The following is a 17,294-nucleotide window of genomic DNA, read 5'->3' as shown; positions in this document are numbered from 1 at the left end:
TGCTAGCCGCGCGCAACTTCGTGCACGGGCACAAGCCCACCCACGACGATGCGGTCGCGGCCCGTCGCCTTCGCCTGATAGAGACTGCGGTCGGCTTCCTGCAGCCACGTGTGATAGTCGGGCAGATCGCCCGTCAGTTGCGCAATACCGACGCTGATCGTGCACGGGCATTCCGCCGACGCCTCTTTGGTCTTTTCCCGCACGCGCTGCACCAGCGCCTTTGCAATGGTGTGCGCCTCGCGCAAAGTCGCGCCCGGCAGCACGACGCCGAACTCCTCGCCGCCATATCGGCCGATACTGTCGCCCGTGCGGAAATGTCCGCGTAGGAGATCGGCGAATGCCTGCAGCACGGCGTCGCCGGCAGGATGGCCGCGTGTGTCGTTGATCCGCTTGAAGTGATCGAGATCGATCAGCAGCAGGCACGACGCGTAACGGTTCGCGCGGCAGCGCTCGAATTCGTCGGCCAGCAGGCCCTCCCAATGCCGGCGATTCCACAAGCGCGTCAGGCCGTCGGTGCGGCTCAGATGTTCCAGCTCGCGCGTGCGCTGCGCGAGCTTCTCCGACAGCCGATAACTCGCAAAGCCCAATGCAAGGGGATACACGACCAGAAACGGCAAGCACGCAAGGAGCGTCGGCATTTCCGACATCGGCGAAAAGGCAAAGCCGACTGTGACGAGCGCCGCCAGCATGCCGCTTCCATGCGCGACGACGCCGCGCGCAAAGAGCCGCAGTCCGCCCGCGGCGATATTGTTCATGCTGAGCATGGTGAGAATCAGCACGCTCGGCAGCACGTTAAAGCGCATCGCCACGACCCAAAAGCCGCCGAGCATCGCATCGACCATCAGGTTCAGACGTTCGCCGCGATACGGTATCTCACACGCAAGCGCGGCACGGCGCGCCACATGCGGCCAGACAAAGCCATGAAAGACCAGCAGCGACCACAGCACGATGCCGCGATGCTGTAATGCGAAGACGGAGGCAACGCAGAAGAAGCCGAGTCCAAGCCCGGCAATACGCAAACGATAGATGCGTTCGACAAAACTTTTCCCTTGCCCGGCCCTGCTTTTCGTTACCAACGTCATCGATCCCCGAGCAAGTGACTGCGAGAAATGGAGGACGCGCCCGTGATGATCACATGCGCCCAAGCCTCCGTTTGCACCAAGCTTGAACAACGCCATTACGCCGTTTGATGCACGCGCAACGTATGTATTAGACGTATCTATTGGTTAAAAATGATACCAGTACATGCAGTGGGCGCTTAGTGCATTTATGCGCTGGAAGCGCTTCTGCGAACCGACCGTTGTTTTCACACAAGATCGTCGCGCGGATTATCTAATGCACCGCCTCACTCGGGACACCGATCCGATGCAGATGAACCACTTTAAGTGATACAAAAACGGTAACCGCCTTATTGCCTCTTCATTGCCGCAATCAATGCCCGCTGATCAAAGGCGCTAGCGAGCCGCCGACGTTTCGACGCTGCGCCACGTTAGCCACACTTCCTGTCTGAGCCATTCGCGAAACACCGCGACGTGCGGCAAGTCGCCCTGTTCGCGACGCGTCACGAGCCAATAGGACGGGTGGCCGTAGACATGCACATTCAGTACCCGCACGAGCTGACCGTTGGCGAGTTCGTGCGCAATCATATGAGGATCGGCAATCGTGATGCCGAGCCCCGTCGATGCCCGCCGCTTTCAACCAGTGCTGCCACGTCAGATAGCGCTGGTTGTCGCCCAGCAGCACGTGCAGCAATGTGAACTGGTTCAGATCGGGCCACTTCGAAGGCTTTGAGCGCATTGAGCGCTGGCATTTTTCTTTTCAGGGAGATCTCGTTTCCGTCAGAAGCGCAATAGAGCAGGTTGCGGCGAGTTGTGGCAAATCGGCGCGCAGGCATCAGGCGGCCATTTAACGTCTGCACAGCGCCGCCTTTCTCACGACAAATGTTAAGAGGCATATCGGTCATGCGTTTGTCATCGTATCGACATACCGCCCTTGCAGGATCGTAAATCCCCCCCGCCCATCCCTAGAGGTCCGAGCCATGCCGGAACTTTCATACCCGCAGTCAGGCACCGCTTCTGCCAAAAACCGGAACTTAGGACTTGCCGTCTTTGTGATCGCTCTGGTCGCCGGCGCGATCTATTGCGCCTTTCAGCTAGTCGGCGATCTCGAGACCGTGCGCACGGCCTCGGTGCTTGCGTATCTGCTGCTAGGCGTCGCGCTATTGATCGCACTCGGCTTCGAGTTCGTCAACGGCTTCCACGATACGGCCAACGCCGTCGCGACCGTGATTTACACGCATTCGCTCGCGCCTAATGCGGCCGTCGTGTGGTCGGGCGCATGGAATTTCCTTGGCGTGCTGACGTCGAGCGGCGCCGTTGCATTCGGCATCCTGCAGTTGCTGCCCGTCGAACTGATCCTGCAAGTGGGCAGCAGCGCAGGCTTCGCGATGGTGTTCGCGCTGCTGATCGCAGCGATTATCTGGAATCTCGGCACATGGTGGCTCGGCCTGCCGTCGTCGAGTTCGCATACGCTGATCGGCTCGATCATCGGCGTCGGCCTGATGAACCAGCTGCTGCATGGCGCGAACGGCACGAGCGGCGTCGATTGGGCGCAGGCGGCCGGCGTCGGCAAGTCGCTGCTGTTCTCGCCGCTCGTCGGCTTCCTGCTCGCCGCGCTGCTGCTGCTGATCCTCAAGGCGCTCGTGCGCGTGCCGGCGCTGTACGCCGAGCCGAAGGGCAAAGAGCCGCCGCCGTTCTGGATTCGCGGCCTGCTGATCCTGACCTGCACGGGCGTGTCGTTTGCGCACGGCTCCAACGACGGCCAGAAAGGCATGGGCCTCATCATGCTGATCCTGATCGGCACGGTGCCGACGGCCTACGCGTTGAACAAGGCCGTCACGCCGGCCGAAACGCAAACGTTCCTCGCGGTCGCGCAACAGGCTTCCGCGGCTATCGGTAACTACGTGCCGCAAGGCGCGGCACCCGTCGTCGCGCCGCGCGGCGAAGTGGAGAACTACGTGCGCACGCGCCAGTTGACGCCCGCGACGGTGCCCGCGCTGCAGAAGCTGACGGAGCAGATCGGCCAGCAGGTCGGTGCGTCGGGTGCGATGGCGAACGTGCCGCAAGACATGGTCGATAACGTGCGCAATAACATGTATGTGGCATCCGAAGCGATCCGTCTGATGGAACAGGGGAAGCAGCCGGCGTTCACGCCGGAAGACACGAAGGCCATCGACAACTTCAAGAAGCAGATGGACCACGCGACCAAATTCATTCCGACGTGGGTGAAGGTTGCCGTCGCGATTGCACTCGGCCTGGGCACGATGGTGGGCTGGAAGCGCATCGTCGTGACGGTCGGTGAAAAGATCGGCAAGCAGCATCTGACCTATGGTCAGGGCGCGTCGGCTGAACTCGTCGCGATGGTCACCATTGGCGCCGCCGACGTGTACGGCCTGCCCGTGTCGACGACGCACGTGTTGTCGTCGGGCGTGGCGGGCACGATGGCCGCCAACGGTTCGGGCCTGCAATGGGCTACAGTGCGCAGCCTGGTCCTCGCATGGGTGCTGACGCTGCCGGCATCGATCGTATTGTCGGCGGGTCTGTACTGGCTGTTCCGCCATCTGTTCTGATGGGGGAACGCTGATGGCGCAGCACTGATGGCGCAGCATGCCCCGCATCGCGCGGGGCAATCGCCGCCGTGTTGATCCGATTTCGCGGCGACGACAAAAGAAAAAGCGCGGCATGGGTCAATGCCGCGCTTTTTCGTTTGAAGCCCTTGTGGATGATCAATAGATTTCAGGCACGATCATCGACGACGGCACCGGCTGGCGGCTATATTCGTCATGGAACACGCGTTCCGGCAACACGATGGAAGGATGATCGATCTCGTGATACGGCACCTGACTGAGCAGATGATGGATACAGTTCAGGCGCGCGCGCTTCTTGTCGACGGCCTGCACGACCCACCACGGCGCTTCGGGAATATGCGAGCGCTGCAGCATCACTTCCTTCGCCTGCGTATAGAACTCCCAGCGGCGGCGGCTTTCCAGATCCATCGGGCTCAGCTTCCATTGCTTCAGCGGATCGTGGATGCGCGCCTGGAAGCGGATTTCCTGCTCTTCGTCGGTAATCGAGAACCAGTACTTGATGATCTGGATGCCGCTGCGCACAAGCATCTTTTCGAACTCCGGTACCGAGCGGAAGAACTCTTCGTATTCGTCGTCGGTGCAAAAGCCCATCACACGCTCGACGCCCGCGCGGTTATACCAGCTGCGATCGAACAGCACCATTTCGCCGCCTGCCGGAAGGTGGCTCACATAGCGCTGGAAATACCATTGCGTGCGTTCGCGGTTGTTGGGCGCAGGCAGTGCGGCGACGCGGCACACGCGCGGATTCAGGCGCTGCGTGATGCGCTTGATCGCGCCGCCCTTGCCCGCTGCATCGCGACCTTCGAAGATCACGACCACTCGATGTCCCGTCTTGACGATCCAGTCCTGCAGCTTGACGAGTTCGCCCTGCAGGCGAAACAGCTCGCGGAAATAGTGCTTGCGTGCTTCGCGGGCCTCGGGCGTGAAGCCTTCTGCGCCATCGAGAATGCGGTCGTCGACTTCCATTTCGAGTTCTTCGTCGTACGCATCGACGAGATCCTCTTCGAAGCGGCGCCGCCGTGCGCTCAGCGAATCGGCGTCAAGTTCCTTCCCGGATTCCTTCATCACAGTAGCTCCTGTCGTTTCCGTTCCACGTTGCGCGCAAAGGTGGGTTCACGCTGCGCGTGGGCTCGTGTGATTGTGAGTCATTTTGGTGTCAGTCATATTACTCCGGGGCCGGCAGACAGTTGCGGCCATGATCGTCTCAGAGCCCATGCAGGCCCGGGAGCCCTGGAGCTCTGGGGCCCTAAAGCCCTAAAGCCCTAAAGCCTTTTGGCAATGCTGATTTCGTGTCCGTCCGGATCGACGATATGAAAGTACCGCTCTCCCCACGACGCATCGGCGGGCGCATGCTCCGGCGCGAAGCCCGCCGCAATCGCCTTGCGATAGACGGCATCCACGTCGGAAACATGAACGATCACGCGTCCCCACCAGAGTACGGGACCACGCGTATCGACGATCAGATTCAGATAGGTGCCGCCGAACGCAAACGATGTAAATGCCTCTTTGGGACCGCCATACGAGAGCGGAAATCCGAGCGCGAGGTAAAACGCGACGGCTCGCTCCATGTCGTGCGTGGCGAGCGTCACGGCACTCAATCCTTCGAATTGCGGCTCGGCCGCATCGCGTTGTGACTGGGCGTGGTCCATCGTCTCCTCCGTAGGGCCAGAAAGTAAAAACAGCGGGCATCGCCGACTGGCCATGCCCGCTGCTGCAGAAGCGCCTTCGATCAGGCGCCGTTCACCGGATGAGCGTTATGCGCCGCCCGATCAGTGGATCACGCGCGTCACGCCGCGGCCGCGCGGGTCGGACACGGGCTCCGGCGTCTCGCCGTTGATCTTGATAGCCTGAATGTCGCCATTGAAGTTCTGCGCCTGCAGCGTATAACCCTTCGCCTCAACCTGCTTGGCCAGCTCACCGTCGATGGGCGCATACGGCTCCCAGAAGATCGTATTCGGCGGCAACAGCTGATGATGGAAACGCATCGCGGCAACGGCGTCCTTCAACGGCATGTTGAAGTCGTACACGTTGTTGACCACCTGGAAGATCGACGTAAAGATGCGCGAGCCGCCCGGCGTGCCGATCACGAGCGACACCTGGCCGTCCTTCGTCAGAATGGTCGGCGACATCGACGACAGCGGGCGCTTTTTCGGTTCGATCGAGTTCGCGTCGCTGCCCACCACGCCGAACATGTTCGGCACGCCCGGCTTCGAGGCGAAATCGTCCATTTCGTCGTTCAGCACGATGCCCGTGCCTTCCGCCACGACACCCGAGCCGAAATAGCCGTTGATCGTGTACGTGTTCGACACCGCATTGCCCCACTTGTCGACCACGGAGAAATGCGTGGTCTCGGCTTTCTCGGGCATCGACGTGCCAAGTCCTGGCTGCACGCTCCTGGTATCCGACGGCGTTTGCGGATTCACCTCGGATGCGCGCTTCGCGATGTAGGCGTCGTCCGTCAGTTGCGCAACGGGCACCTTATAGAAGTCCGGGTCGCCGAGATATTGCGCGCGATCCGCGAATACGCGCTTCTCGATTTCGGCGATCAGGTGAATGTACTGCGGCGAGTTGAGATCGACGTTGGCGAAGTCGCTCTTGAGGTCTGCTTTCATCTTCAGCAATTGCACGAGACCGATACCGCCCGAACTCGGCGGCGGCGCGGTGATCACGCGATAACCGTTCCAGTTCGCCTGAATGGGTTGACGCCACACAGCCTTGTATTCCTGCAGATCGCGCTTGGTGATGAGACCGTGCCCCTTCATCGATGCCGCGATCTGATCGGCCGTTTTCCCGTTATAGAACTCGCGCGCGCCCTGATTCGCAATGCGCGTCAACACAGCTGCGAGATCCGGCTGCTTGAAATTCACGCCCTCTTTCAGATTGCCGAAATAGGTGTCGAAGTTCGTCTTGCCTTCGAAGTCCTTCTCCGCGGCTTCGCGGCGCTTGGCCAGTTGTTCGTCGACGATGAAGCCGTCACGCGCGTAGCCGATGGCGGGCGCGAGCACCTGCTTCCATTTCAGCCTGCCGAAACGGTGCTGCGCTTCCCACATCCCCGCCACCGTGCCGGGCACGCCCACGGCGTAATAGCCGAACAGGCTCTTGCCCTTGATGACATTGCCCTGATCGTCGAGATACATGTTGCGGGTCGCCGCCAGCGGCGCGCGCTCGCGATAGTCGATGAAATAGGGCTTGCCATTCACATACAGCGTCATGAAACCGCCGCCGCCGATATTGCCCGCTTCGGGATAGGTCACGGCTAGCGTGAACGCAATCGCCACGGCCGCATCGACGGCATTGCCGCCTTCCTTGAAGATCTTTTCCGCGGCATCGGCGCTGTACTTGTCCGCCACGGCGACGGCTGACGCCGTCAGTACGGGCTGTTGGGGAGGGGGCGCCTTCGCGTACGCCGGTGCGGACTCGAGAAAGCCCGCGGAAGTGGTCAAGAGCGCAGCGACGGCCAGCGCTGTTGCGGAGAATTTCGCTTTATCGATTAGTTTCAACGCGTGCCTCCAAAGACGTTCTTCTGGTTCAATAACGAAAAGAGTGTCTTGGGCTTATAACACGCAACCCGTGCGTTTGCGAAGAAGCCCTGTGCGTTTCATGCGCATAGGGCTTCGTTTCCCTCGCTTACTCCAATTGCAATAGAAGGGCGACGCTGTTATGCGGCCGCCGACTCCTTAAGCACTTGCGACGCCACTTCGTCGACAGCCATCTTCGTCAGCTTGACGATTTCATCGACTTCGCTGCGCGTCGTCACGAGCGGCGGCGCGAAACCGAGAATGTCGCCATGCGGCATCGCCCGCGCGATCAGTCCGTGCTGCAATGCGGCGGCCGATACACGAGGACCGACCTTCAACGCGGCGTCGAACGGACGGCGCTCTTCTTTATGCGCCATGAATTCAAGCGCCGCGAGCATGCCCGCACCGCGCACTTCGCCGACGAGGGGATGCGAGTCGAATGCCGCATGCAATTGCGCGAGCAGATAGCCGCCGACATCGGCCGCATTCGCGGTGAGATTCTCACGCTCGAGGATGTCGAGATTCGCAAGCGCGGCAGCCGCGCAAATGGGGTGCCCCGAATAGGTCCAGCCGTGCCCCATCGGACCGTGCTCCTGCGAACCTCGATCGATCACATCCCACACCTTCTCGCCGACGATCACGCCCGACAACGGCGCATAGGCGCTCGTCAGACCTTTGGCAACCGTGATCAGATCCGGCTCGATGCCGAAATGCTGCGCGCCCATCTTCGAGCCGAGGCGCCCGAAGCCGCACACCACTTCATCGCTGATCAGCAGGATGTCGTGCCTCTTCAGCACCTTCTGGATGGCGGGCCAATAGCCAGCCGGTGGCGGCAGAATGCCGCCCGTGCCCATCACCGGTTCGGCGATGAACGCGGCGATCGTATCGGCGCCTTCTTTCGCAATCAGCTTCTCCAGTTCTTCGACGCAATAGTCGACGAACTGCGCTTCAATCATGCCGGCCGGCGCCTGGCGATACCAGTGCGGACACACAGTGTGCTTGACGCGCTCGATAGGCAGATCGAAATGCTGATGGAAACTGGGCAAGCCCGTCAGGCTGCCCGTCACGATGCCCGAGCCGTGATAGCCGCGCTGGCGCGAAATGATCTTCTTCTTGTTCGGCCGGCCCTTCACGTTGTTGTAGTACCAGACGATCTTGATCTGCGTTTCGTTCGCATCGGAGCCGGACATGCCGTAATACACCTTCTTCATGCCCTTGGGCGACCAGTCGATGATGCGCGACGACAGTTCGATGATGGTGTCCGTCGAATGCCCGACATACGTGTGGTAATAGGCAAGCTTCTTCGCCTGCTCATAGATGGCTTCGGCGACTTCCGTGCGGCCATAGCCGATGTTCACGCAGTACAGGCCCGCGAAAGCGTCGATGAACGACTTGCCTTGATGATCCTCGATACGGATGCCTTTTGCGCCCGTGACGATGCGGCCGGGCAATGCGCCGCTCGCGTGATCGTGAGCGTGCGTAGACGGATGCATGAAGTGCGCGCGGTCGGCGCTGAACAGTTGATCGAGTTGAGTCATGTGATGCTCCATTTCTGACCGGTAATTGAATGACGCGCTCACGCGGCAACGGGCCGATGAGCAGAAAAAGCCGAATCGGTGACGGGCAGGCCGAGTTGACCGAGGCAAAAGTAACGCGTTTCGACAAACGGCTCGAACCCCTCGAGTCCGCCTTCGCGGCCAAGGCCCGATGCCTTCATGCCGCCAAAGGGAATCGGCGCGCCGGTGAATTTCGCGCCATTGACCGACACCATCGCGAAGTCGAGTCGGCGGATCACCTGAAACACGGTGTTCAGATCTTTCGCGCACACGTAGGCGGCAAGACCGTATTCCGTATCGTTTGCGCGCGCGATGGCTTCGTCGAGCGTATCGAAGGGCGACACGGCCGAAATGGGCGCGAAGTTCTCTTCGTCGTACACGCGCATGCCTTTTGCCGCATCGGCGATCACGGTCGGCTCGAAGAACCAGCCACCGCGTGCGTGCGGCGAGCCGCCTGCCAGAATGCGTGCGCCCTTCGCGCGCGCATCGTCGACGCGTTGCACCGTTGCATCGAATGCGGCCTGATGCATCAACGGACCGACTTCGCTGCCCGCCTCGAATGCCGCGCCCACTTTCAACGCACGCACAGCCTGTGCATAGCGCTGGATGAATGCGTCATACACAGGACGTGCAACGAGAATGCGATTCGCCGCGCAACAGTCCTGGCCCGATGTCTGAAACTTCGCGGCCACGGCGACGCGCACCGCCTGCTCGAGATCGGCGTCTTCAGTGATGATTAGCGGCGCGTTACCGCCGAGTTCGAGTGCTGTCTTCTTGATGCCGCTTTGCGCGGCCGCCTGCATCACGAGCGACCCGACGCGCGTCGAGCCCGTGAAGCTCACCGTGCGCACGCGCGGATCCCGCACCAGCGTTTCCATTGCCATTTGCGGCTCGCCGAGCACGACGTTGAACACGCCCGGGGGAAAGCCCGCCTCTTCCGCGAGCTGTGCGAGCGCGAGCGCGGAGAACGGCGTTTCGTGTGCAGGCTTGACGACGACAGTACAGCCGGCAGCAAGCGCCGCGGCGGCTTTGCGCGTAATCATTGCGTTAGGGAAGTTCCACGGCGTGATCAACGCGGCAACGCCGACGGGCTCCATCATCGTGCCGAGATGCGCGCCGTCGATATGCGTTGGAATGGTGCGGCCATTCAGACGTTTGGCTTCGTGCGCAAACCATTCGATAAAGCTCGCGCCATAGGCGATTTCACCCGCTGCTTCGGCGAGCGGCTTGCCCTGCTCGAGCGCGAGAATGCCGGCAAGATCGTGTTGATGGCGCAGCACCAGTTCATGCCAGCGCAGCAGCAATGCCGCGCGCTTCGCGACGGGAACCCAGCGCCAGCTATCGAATGCGCGCTGTGCGGCAGCGACGGCCTGCGTGATCTGCGACGCTTCGAGCATCGGTACATGGCCGATCACTTCCTGATCTGCAGGGTTTTGCACAGGCACCGTGGAGGCGGTTTCGCTGTGCATCCAGCGTCCGTCCACATAGCACAGCGATTTGAATAGTACGGGGTGGCCCAACAGCATGGCGATCTCCTGGTTGCAGTAGCTACTCAGTACTCTAATGGGCGCGCGGCTTCGGTTTTTTTGGTTTCGAGCTAGAGGGTGTGATGTTTTTTCTGTTTCTGGACCCGCAGGTAAGGATTTTTCAAGTCCTGAAAGTCACGAACACCTGCACAGAGTTCGCCGCAGTGAGGCCTGTGCAAATGCGCTGGCAGCGAGCGTGAACAAGTACAGTGCGGCGTGAAGTGCGGGGACGTAGAGAGCCCGTGGGTAATAACGAGCACTCGCGGTGTGAGCCCGCTTTCTTTGCTTACTTTCTTTGCGGCGGCAAAGAAAGTAAGTGCCGCCCCGCACAGGGGCAACGCTTGCGAAGCAAAGACAAAACGCGGATGCCGACGCAAGCGGCAATACAAACAGGGCAACGCCCAAACACAAAGAACAAAACCTACTCCCACGCCGGCATACCCTCGAACCCGCCCCCTTTGACCACTTTGGTGACTACATAAGTGAAGTACCGCTCGATCCCAAGCTCATCCGTCAGCAACGCATCGATAAACCGCTGATAGTGGTCGATATCCTTCGACACCACATGCAGCACATAGTCGACACCGCCGCCCGTCGCGTGGCATTGCGTGACTTCAGGCGCCTCGGCGATGCGCTCTTCGAAGCGCCGCATATCGTGCGCCGTGTGACGCGCAAGCGTCACCTCGACGATGATGCGGCTCCCGTTGAATGCCTTCGTCCAGTCGATATCCGTCCGATAGCCACGAATCACGCCGCTTTCTTCGAGTCGCCGCACGCGCTCCCACGCTGGCGAGATCGACAGGTTCACTTCCTCGGCAAGACGGGACTTCGTAATGCGCCCGTCCTGCGCGAGGATGCGAAGAATCGCGAGATCGTAGCGATCGAGTTTCATCATCGGCGCGTGCCTCTAGCCTGTCGTTGCAGCCCGTTTGCCCATCGCAACGGGAATGCCGCGCTCGACGATATCGGCGACCACGGCCACCGTATCGCCGATGCGCACCAGCCCCGGAAAATGCCGGGCAGCAAGCAGGCCACTGCGGCGCGCGCGATATTCGACGGGCCGCGCGCCCGTGCGTGTCGCGTCGTGCACGCGCGCGATCACATCGCCCGCTTCGACGCTGTCGCCGAGATCCTTGCAAAGCTCCAGCAGGCCGTCGTGTTCGCTCGTCGTGTAGCAGGTGCCGTCGGGCATGTCGAGCAAGGTCGTCGTGCGCGGCGGCAATGCCTGATCGTCGCGGGACGCGAGTGATGCGAGCACGCCCGCACTCGCAAGAAAGCCACGCACGCCGCGCTCGGCTACCGCGACGCTCGCGACCGTCGCCGTTCCCCCGCCGCCCAGTTCTGTCGATACGAAGACCTTGCCCGCTTCTTCGACGGCCGTGTCAAACAAGCCGACACTGTCCAGCTCGAGCATCCGCATCGAATACGGCGCGCCGAATGCGCGCATTGCCGCCTCGCAACGCGACTGCTGCTGCGCATCCTTCAACACGTGCACGGCGGCGAACGGCACGAAATCCAGCGTGCGGCCGCCCGCATGCAGATCGAGCACGTAGTCGGCGAGCGGCAGCAGATAGCGCTGAAAATAATCGGCGATTTTCTCGGTCACCGTGCCGTCCGGCTTACCCGGAAAGCTGCGATTCAGATTGCCGCGATCGATCGGCGACGTGCGGCTTCCCGCGCGAAACGCCGGGTAATTCATGAACGGCACGATGATCACGCGCCCATTGACCTCGCTTGCCTGCAAGGTCGACGCGAGCTTCGACAGCACGATGGGCCCTTCGTATTCGTCGCCGTGATTGCCGCCCGTCAGCAGTGCCGTTGGACCGTCGCCATTGCGGACCACCGTGATGGGAATCATCACGGCGCCCCACGCGGACGCATCGTGCGAATGCGGCAGCTTCAGAAAACCGTGCTGCACGCCGTCGGCGTCGAATTCGACCGTGGCGGAAATGGGTGAAGCCCGCATTGCACTACTCCTTGACGAACAGCTTGCGCGGCGTGTTGCAGAAGGTCTCGACGCCCGACCCGGTAATCAGGATGCTCTCGGTAATTTCGAGGCCCCAGTCGTCGAGCCACAGGCCGGGCATGAAGTGAAACGTCATGCCGGGTTCGAGGACGGTCTTGTCCCCCGGACGCAGGCTCATCGTGCGCTCGCCCCAGTCGGGCGGATAGCTCGCACCGATCGGGTAGCCGCAGCGGCTGTTCTTCTCGATGCCCGATTTGCGCAGCACGGCAAAGAACGCGTTGGCGATGTCCTCGCAGGTGTTGCCCGGCTTCGCCGCCGCCAGCCCCATTTCGATGCCTTCCACCACGGCCTTTTCTGCATCGATGAAATGCTTCGGCGGCTTGCCGAGAAACACCGTGCGCGATTGCGGGCAGTGATAGCGCCTGAAGCAGCCGGCGATTTCGAAGAACGTGCCCGCGTTCTTTTCGAACGGCGTGTCGTCCCAGGTCAGATGTGGCGCGGCGGCATCGGCGCCCGTGGGCAGCAGCGGCACGATGGCGGGATAGTCGCCGCCATGGCCGTCGACGCCCGTGATTCCCGCAGAGTAGATCTGTGCGACGAGATCGTTCTTGCGCATGCCCGGCTCGATCGTCTCGACGATGTGCGCATGCATCTTCTCGACGATGCGCGCAGCCACGCGCATGCACTCGATTTCGCGCGGCGACTTCACGGCACGCTGCCAGTTGACGAGCGCCGTCGCGTCGCGAAAGGTCGCCTGCGGCAAATTGCGCTGCAACGCTGCATAGGCAGCGGCGCTAAAGTAGTAGTTATCCATTTCGACACCGATGCGCCGCGTTTGCCAGCCGCGGGCCTCGATCACTTCGCGCGCGAGGTAATCCATCGGATGACGTTCGGTGGACTGCACGTAATGATCCGGATAACCGACGATGTTCTCGCGCTTCATGAACACCGTGCGCAGCGCGCCGTTCGCATCCTGGCCGCGTCCATACCAGACGGGCTCGCCGTCGAGCGAAAGCAGCACGCACTGATGCACGTAGAACGACCAGCCATCGTAGCCGGTCAGCCACGCCATGTTGGTCGGGTCCGTCACGATCAGCAGATCGATCTGCGCCTTCTCCATTGCGCGGCGCGTCTTCGCGATGCGCGCGTCGTATTCGCCGCGATCGAACGGCAGCCGGACGACGGGTGCCGCCGGCGTCACGTCGTCGCGCTCCAGTTGAGGTGTATCTGACATAGTCTCCTCTCAGCCCTTCATGTCGTTGCGGAAAATGGTCCCTGCGTTGGCCGCGCGGGCGCGCGCGAGGGCAAGCGTCGCGATCGCCGTGTCCTGCGCGCCCGTGCCCGTCAGGTCGCAGAGCGTGATGTCGCGCTCGCCCGTGCGGCCTTGTATCTGTCCTGCGATGATCTGGCCGAGTTCGGCGTGCGGCGCATTCGCGTCCATCACACGCGCTTCGATTGCGTGATGCAGTTCGCCCAGCACGCGCGTCTGCGTGACGCGGTCGCATACGTAGCGCGCCGCCGCTAACGCTTGCGGCGCGATTTCATTCTTGTGCTCGGCATCCGAGCCCATCGCCGTGATGTGCAGACCAGCATGCAGATCGGCGGCGTGAATCAGCGGTTCGCTGCTCGGCGTGGTCGTGATCGCGATATCGGCTTCGGCAAGCGCGTGGTGAACGTCGCGCGCGACTTCGCATGCGATGTGCAATTGCGCGGACATATCCGCTGCGAATCGCTCGGCGTTCGCGCGATGGCGCGCCCACACCGTCACGCGCTCGACTTTTCGCACCAGCGCGAGCGCCTGCAATTGCAGACGCGCCTGCTCGCCCGCGCCGATTACAGCGACGCTGCGCGCATCTCGCTTCGCCAGCCAGCGCGCCGCGACAGCGCCCGCAGCCGCCGTGCGCACGGCCGTCAGGTAGCCGTTGTCGAGCAGTACCGCTTCCGTCAGGCCCGTTTTCGCCGACAGCACGAGCATCAGGCCATTCAGGCTTGGCAGCCCAAGCTTCGGGTTGTCGAAGAAGCCGGGGCTCACCTTGATCGCGAAGCTGTCGAAGCGCGGCAGATACGCAGTCTTCACGTCCACTTCGCCGCGATGCTCGGGCAGATCGAGCCGCAGGATGGGCGGCATCGCAACGGCCTCAGTCGCGAGCGCGAGAAACGCCGATTCGATCTGCTCGATGGCTGCGAGATCGAGCGGCACAAGCTCGCGCAGTTGTGCTTCGCCGAGCAGGGTGATGGCCGTCATGCGTTCGCTCCTTCGCGTTTCGTTTCAAGTTCCGCTTCGGGTATCGTTTCGGGTTTCGCTTCGCCTGCCGCTCCGACGATGCGGCGATGCTGGTTCATGTCGATATTGGCGCCCGTGACGATCAACACGATCGGGCCACGCGCCGCCGACGCATCGCCGAGATGCCCCGCGAGCAGCGCGGCAATGCCGACTGCGGCGGCGCCTTCCAGCACGAGCCGCTCGCTTTCATACGCATGCACGATGCCGCGCGCAATCGATGCTTCGTCCAGCAGGACGACGCTGTCGATCAGTTCGCGCGTCAGCGAAAACGTGTAGCCGTTGTCGAGGCCAATGCCGCCGCCGAGCGAATCGGCGAGCGTCTCCACTTCATCGACCAGCACGGGCTTGCCTGCCGCGAGGCTCGCGTGCATGGCCGCGCCGCGCTCCATCGTCACGCCCGTCAGCCGCGCAGCGGGCGCGCTGCGCTTCACGGCCAACGCGACACCTGCGAAGAGCCCGCCGCCCGACAGCGGCACGACCACATGCTCGACATCGGGCAAGTCTTCGACGATTTCGAGGCCGATGGTGGCCTGCCCCGCGATCACATCGGGGTGATCGAATGGCGGCACATAGGCGTAGCCCTCGTCGCGGACGAGCCGCTGCGCCTCGCGCTGCGCATCGTCCTGGCTCTTGCCGGCGATGTGCACCTGCGCGCCGAGCGCGCGCACGGCTTCGATCTTGTTGGGCGGCACAAGCGACGACATGCACACGGCCGCCTCGATGCCGAGCGCGCGCGCCGCATGCGCGACGGCGCGGCCATGATTGCCCGTCGATGCCGTGACCACGCGCCGGCATCCTGCTTCGGCAAGACGCGCAAGCGCGTTCGTCGCGCCGCGCAGCTTGAAGCTGCCCGTAGGCTGGACGGTTTCAAGTTTCAGATAGACGGGTGTGCCGGCAAGTGCGGACAGCACCGGCGACTCGACGAGCGGCGTGCGCAGCACGCGTCCTCGAATGCGTAGTCGCGCGCGAAAGAAATCGGCAAGCGAAAGGTCGGACATTGGCATCGGCCCTGCACAAATTTCACGACCGATGCGGTTTTTGCCTGTGACGTCATCGACATTCGACGCAAACCGCAACGGACTCAGTGCGGCCAGTCTAATGTTCTAAATACCGTTTTCTATTGTCCTGGTACATTTCGGTTTGCGCGGCTTCGTGATCGCGTCACACCTCACGTGTCGCGCGTCACGCGTCGCGCAGGCAGCGGCGCAAGCAACGGCCTGTCTAGCCGAAGTCGTGCACCTGCGGATACTGCTCGAACACGTCGCGCATCGTTTCGAGCGCCTCTTCGTACACGTCGTCGCTGACTTCGGCGCCCACGCACAGGCGCACCGCATTGGGCCGTTCCGCGCCGCGCACGAGAAACGGATCGGGCGACGTCACCGCGATATTCCGGTTGCGCAACTCGCGCACGAGCCGGTCCGCCTGCCAGTGATCGGGTACGCGCAGCCACACGGACAGCCCCTGCGGATGCGAGCCGAGTACATACGGACCCAGCAGTTTTTGCGCGAGCGCCTGTCGAACCGCGAGCCGCACGCGCTGCATCTCGACGAGACGCGTGGCCGTGCCGTCATTGATCCAGCGCGTCGCCACTTCCGCCATCGGCGAGGTCGCCATCCAGCTGCTCACGCGCAGCACGCTTTCGGCGCGCAACGCGAGGCGGCGCGGCGTCGTCAGATAGCCGATGCGCAAACCCGCCAGCACCGACTTCGACATGCTCGTGCAATAGAACGACAACTCGGGGATGTGGCTCGATATCGGCGCGGGACGCGTGACGGGCAAAGGGCCATACACGTCGTCCTCGATCACGTATACGCCGTAGCGTTCCGCGATCCGCGCAATCGAGCGGCGCCGCGACTCGGGCATCAGCGCGACGGTGGGATTGTTCAACGTCGGCGTGCAGACGAGCGCCGTGATGCGCTCGCTGTCGCACATCTCTTCGAAGTGCTCGGGATGGATGCCGTATTCGTCGATCTCCAGCCCCTTCAACGTAAACCCCAGGACATTCGCGGAGCCGATCACGCCGTGATCGGTCAGACTTTCGCATAACACGGTATCGCCGGGGCCGACCAGCGAAGCGAGCGCGAGAAAGATGCCATGCGCCGCGCCGTTCGTGACGAGCAGCGTGTCCATCGAAGCAGGCATGCCCATCGTCTGCAGCCATGCAATGCCGGCCTGGCGATGATGCTCGAATCCCGCGATCGGCCGGAACGCGCGTATCCACGGCTGGTCTTCGATCTTCGACAGCGTCGCGCAGACCTTGCGCCACATTGCGTCGTGTTCGGGCGTGTGAATGATGCGCGCGATCGAAAAGTCCACCACGGAACGCTCGGCCGTATCGAGCATGTAGTTCGACATGGTCTCCGTGACGCGCTCCGCGACGAAACTGCCGCGCCCCACTTCGCAGCGGATCAGCCCTTGCCGCTCCAGCTCCTTGTAGGCGTTCGTGACCGTCTGCACGCTGATCGACAACTCCGACGCGACATCGCGCTGCGGCGGCAGGCGCGCGCCCGCGCGCAGCGACTCGCTTTCGATGTCGCTTGCGATCGCCTTCACCAGCCGTTTGTATTTTGATTCGACGCCATGCACCGCGCCCACTGCTTCCCGCCATTGCTCGATCACCTGCCGCCTCCGCTGCCGCCCTCGCATGCACATCCTGCATAGTGCGACGGAAGGGCCCCGGAAAATTATTGTCCTAGAGCAATCAGAACAAAAAAATGGCTTTGTATGCTGCGTTCATGGGTTGCATTCCGGGCCATTCGAACGCTCTGGATTGCTTGCCACATGGGGTTTTCCCGGGT

13 protein-coding genes and 1 pseudogene are annotated in these 17,294 nt (G+C 62.3%); 1 reads left to right on the top strand and 13 read right to left on the bottom strand.

The annotated features are described in order from the left end of the window. Positions 1-2: 2 nt before the first annotated feature. Positions 3-1,019, bottom strand: coding sequence for a diguanylate cyclase (locus H3V53_RS06125; RefSeq protein ID WP_336597183.1), 1,017 nt, complete (start codon positions 1,017-1,019; stop codon positions 3-5). Between the two features lie 435 nt (positions 1,020-1,454). Next, positions 1,455-1,770, bottom strand: a pseudogene (locus H3V53_RS06120) (LysR substrate-binding domain-containing protein); the annotation flags it as partial. Positions 1,771-2,038: 268 nt separating this feature from the next. On the opposite strand from H3V53_RS06120, the gene H3V53_RS06115 reads away from it, so the two are divergent. Continuing rightward, entirely contained in the window at positions 2,039-3,628 is a 1,590-nt protein-coding gene (locus tag H3V53_RS06115; RefSeq protein ID WP_336597182.1) for an inorganic phosphate transporter, read from the top strand. Positions 3,629-3,784: 156 nt separating this feature from the next. On the opposite strand, the gene ppk2 is transcribed toward H3V53_RS06115, so the two are convergent. From ppk2 to ehuR, 11 genes are all read right to left on the bottom strand, one after another. After that, positions 3,785-4,711 carry a polyphosphate kinase 2 gene (ppk2, locus tag H3V53_RS06110; RefSeq protein ID WP_336597181.1) on the bottom strand — a complete coding sequence of 309 codons (927 nt, stop codon included), beginning with the start codon at positions 4,709-4,711 and terminating at the stop codon, positions 3,785-3,787. A gap of 197 nt (positions 4,712-4,908) precedes the next feature. After that, positions 4,909-5,295, bottom strand: coding sequence for a VOC family protein (locus H3V53_RS06105; protein ID WP_336597180.1), 387 nt, complete (start codon positions 5,293-5,295; stop codon positions 4,909-4,911). 120 nt (positions 5,296-5,415) lie between these two features. Continuing rightward, complete coding sequence (ggt, locus tag H3V53_RS06100) at positions 5,416-7,146, bottom strand: gamma-glutamyltransferase (RefSeq protein ID WP_336597179.1); 1,731 nt, start codon at positions 7,144-7,146, stop codon at positions 5,416-5,418. Positions 7,147-7,304: 158 nt separating this feature from the next. Then, positions 7,305-8,702, bottom strand: a complete 1,398-nt coding sequence (locus H3V53_RS06095; protein ID WP_336597178.1) for an aspartate aminotransferase family protein — start codon at positions 8,700-8,702, stop codon at positions 7,305-7,307. 38 nt (positions 8,703-8,740) lie between these two features. Next, positions 8,741-10,246, bottom strand: coding sequence for an NAD-dependent succinate-semialdehyde dehydrogenase (locus H3V53_RS06090; RefSeq protein ID WP_336597177.1), 1,506 nt, complete (start codon positions 10,244-10,246; stop codon positions 8,741-8,743). 421 nt (positions 10,247-10,667) lie between these two features. Then, the gene (locus H3V53_RS06085) at positions 10,668-11,138 is read right to left on the bottom strand and encodes an Lrp/AsnC family transcriptional regulator (RefSeq protein ID WP_336597255.1); all 471 of its coding nucleotides are present in this window, start codon (positions 11,136-11,138) and stop codon (positions 10,668-10,670) included. A gap of 15 nt (positions 11,139-11,153) precedes the next feature. Beyond that, complete coding sequence (gene doeB / locus H3V53_RS06080) at positions 11,154-12,212, bottom strand: N(2)-acetyl-L-2,4-diaminobutanoate deacetylase DoeB (RefSeq protein ID WP_336597176.1); 1,059 nt, start codon at positions 12,210-12,212, stop codon at positions 11,154-11,156. 4 nt (positions 12,213-12,216) lie between these two features. Then, on the bottom strand, positions 12,217-13,446 hold the full coding sequence (gene doeA / locus H3V53_RS06075) for an ectoine hydrolase DoeA (protein WP_336597175.1): 1,230 nt from the start codon (positions 13,444-13,446) through the stop codon (positions 12,217-12,219). 9 nt (positions 13,447-13,455) lie between these two features. After that, positions 13,456-14,457 carry a cyclodeaminase gene (locus H3V53_RS06070; RefSeq protein ID WP_336597174.1) on the bottom strand — a complete coding sequence of 334 codons (1,002 nt, stop codon included), beginning with the start codon at positions 14,455-14,457 and terminating at the stop codon, positions 13,456-13,458. Then, positions 14,454-15,494 (bottom strand): hydroxyectoine utilization dehydratase EutB, encoded by a 1,041-nt coding sequence (eutB, locus tag H3V53_RS06065; RefSeq protein ID WP_336597173.1) that lies wholly within the window; start codon positions 15,492-15,494, stop codon positions 14,454-14,456. Before eutB ends, H3V53_RS06070 begins: the two co-directional genes overlap by 4 nt. Before the next feature lie 223 nt (positions 15,495-15,717). Continuing rightward, positions 15,718-17,142: a MocR-like ectoine utilization transcription factor EhuR gene (gene ehuR, locus H3V53_RS06060; protein WP_336597172.1), complete on the bottom strand. Its 1,425-nt coding sequence runs from the start codon at positions 17,140-17,142 to the stop codon at positions 15,718-15,720. Between the last annotated feature and the right edge of the window lie 152 nt (positions 17,143-17,294).

The sequence above is a fragment of the Paraburkholderia bengalensis genome, assembly GCF_037126505.1.
In the GTDB taxonomy this organism is placed as follows: Bacteria; Pseudomonadota; Gammaproteobacteria; order Burkholderiales; family Burkholderiaceae; genus Paraburkholderia; species Paraburkholderia bengalensis.
This window is presented reverse-complemented; position numbering and strand designations above follow the sequence as displayed.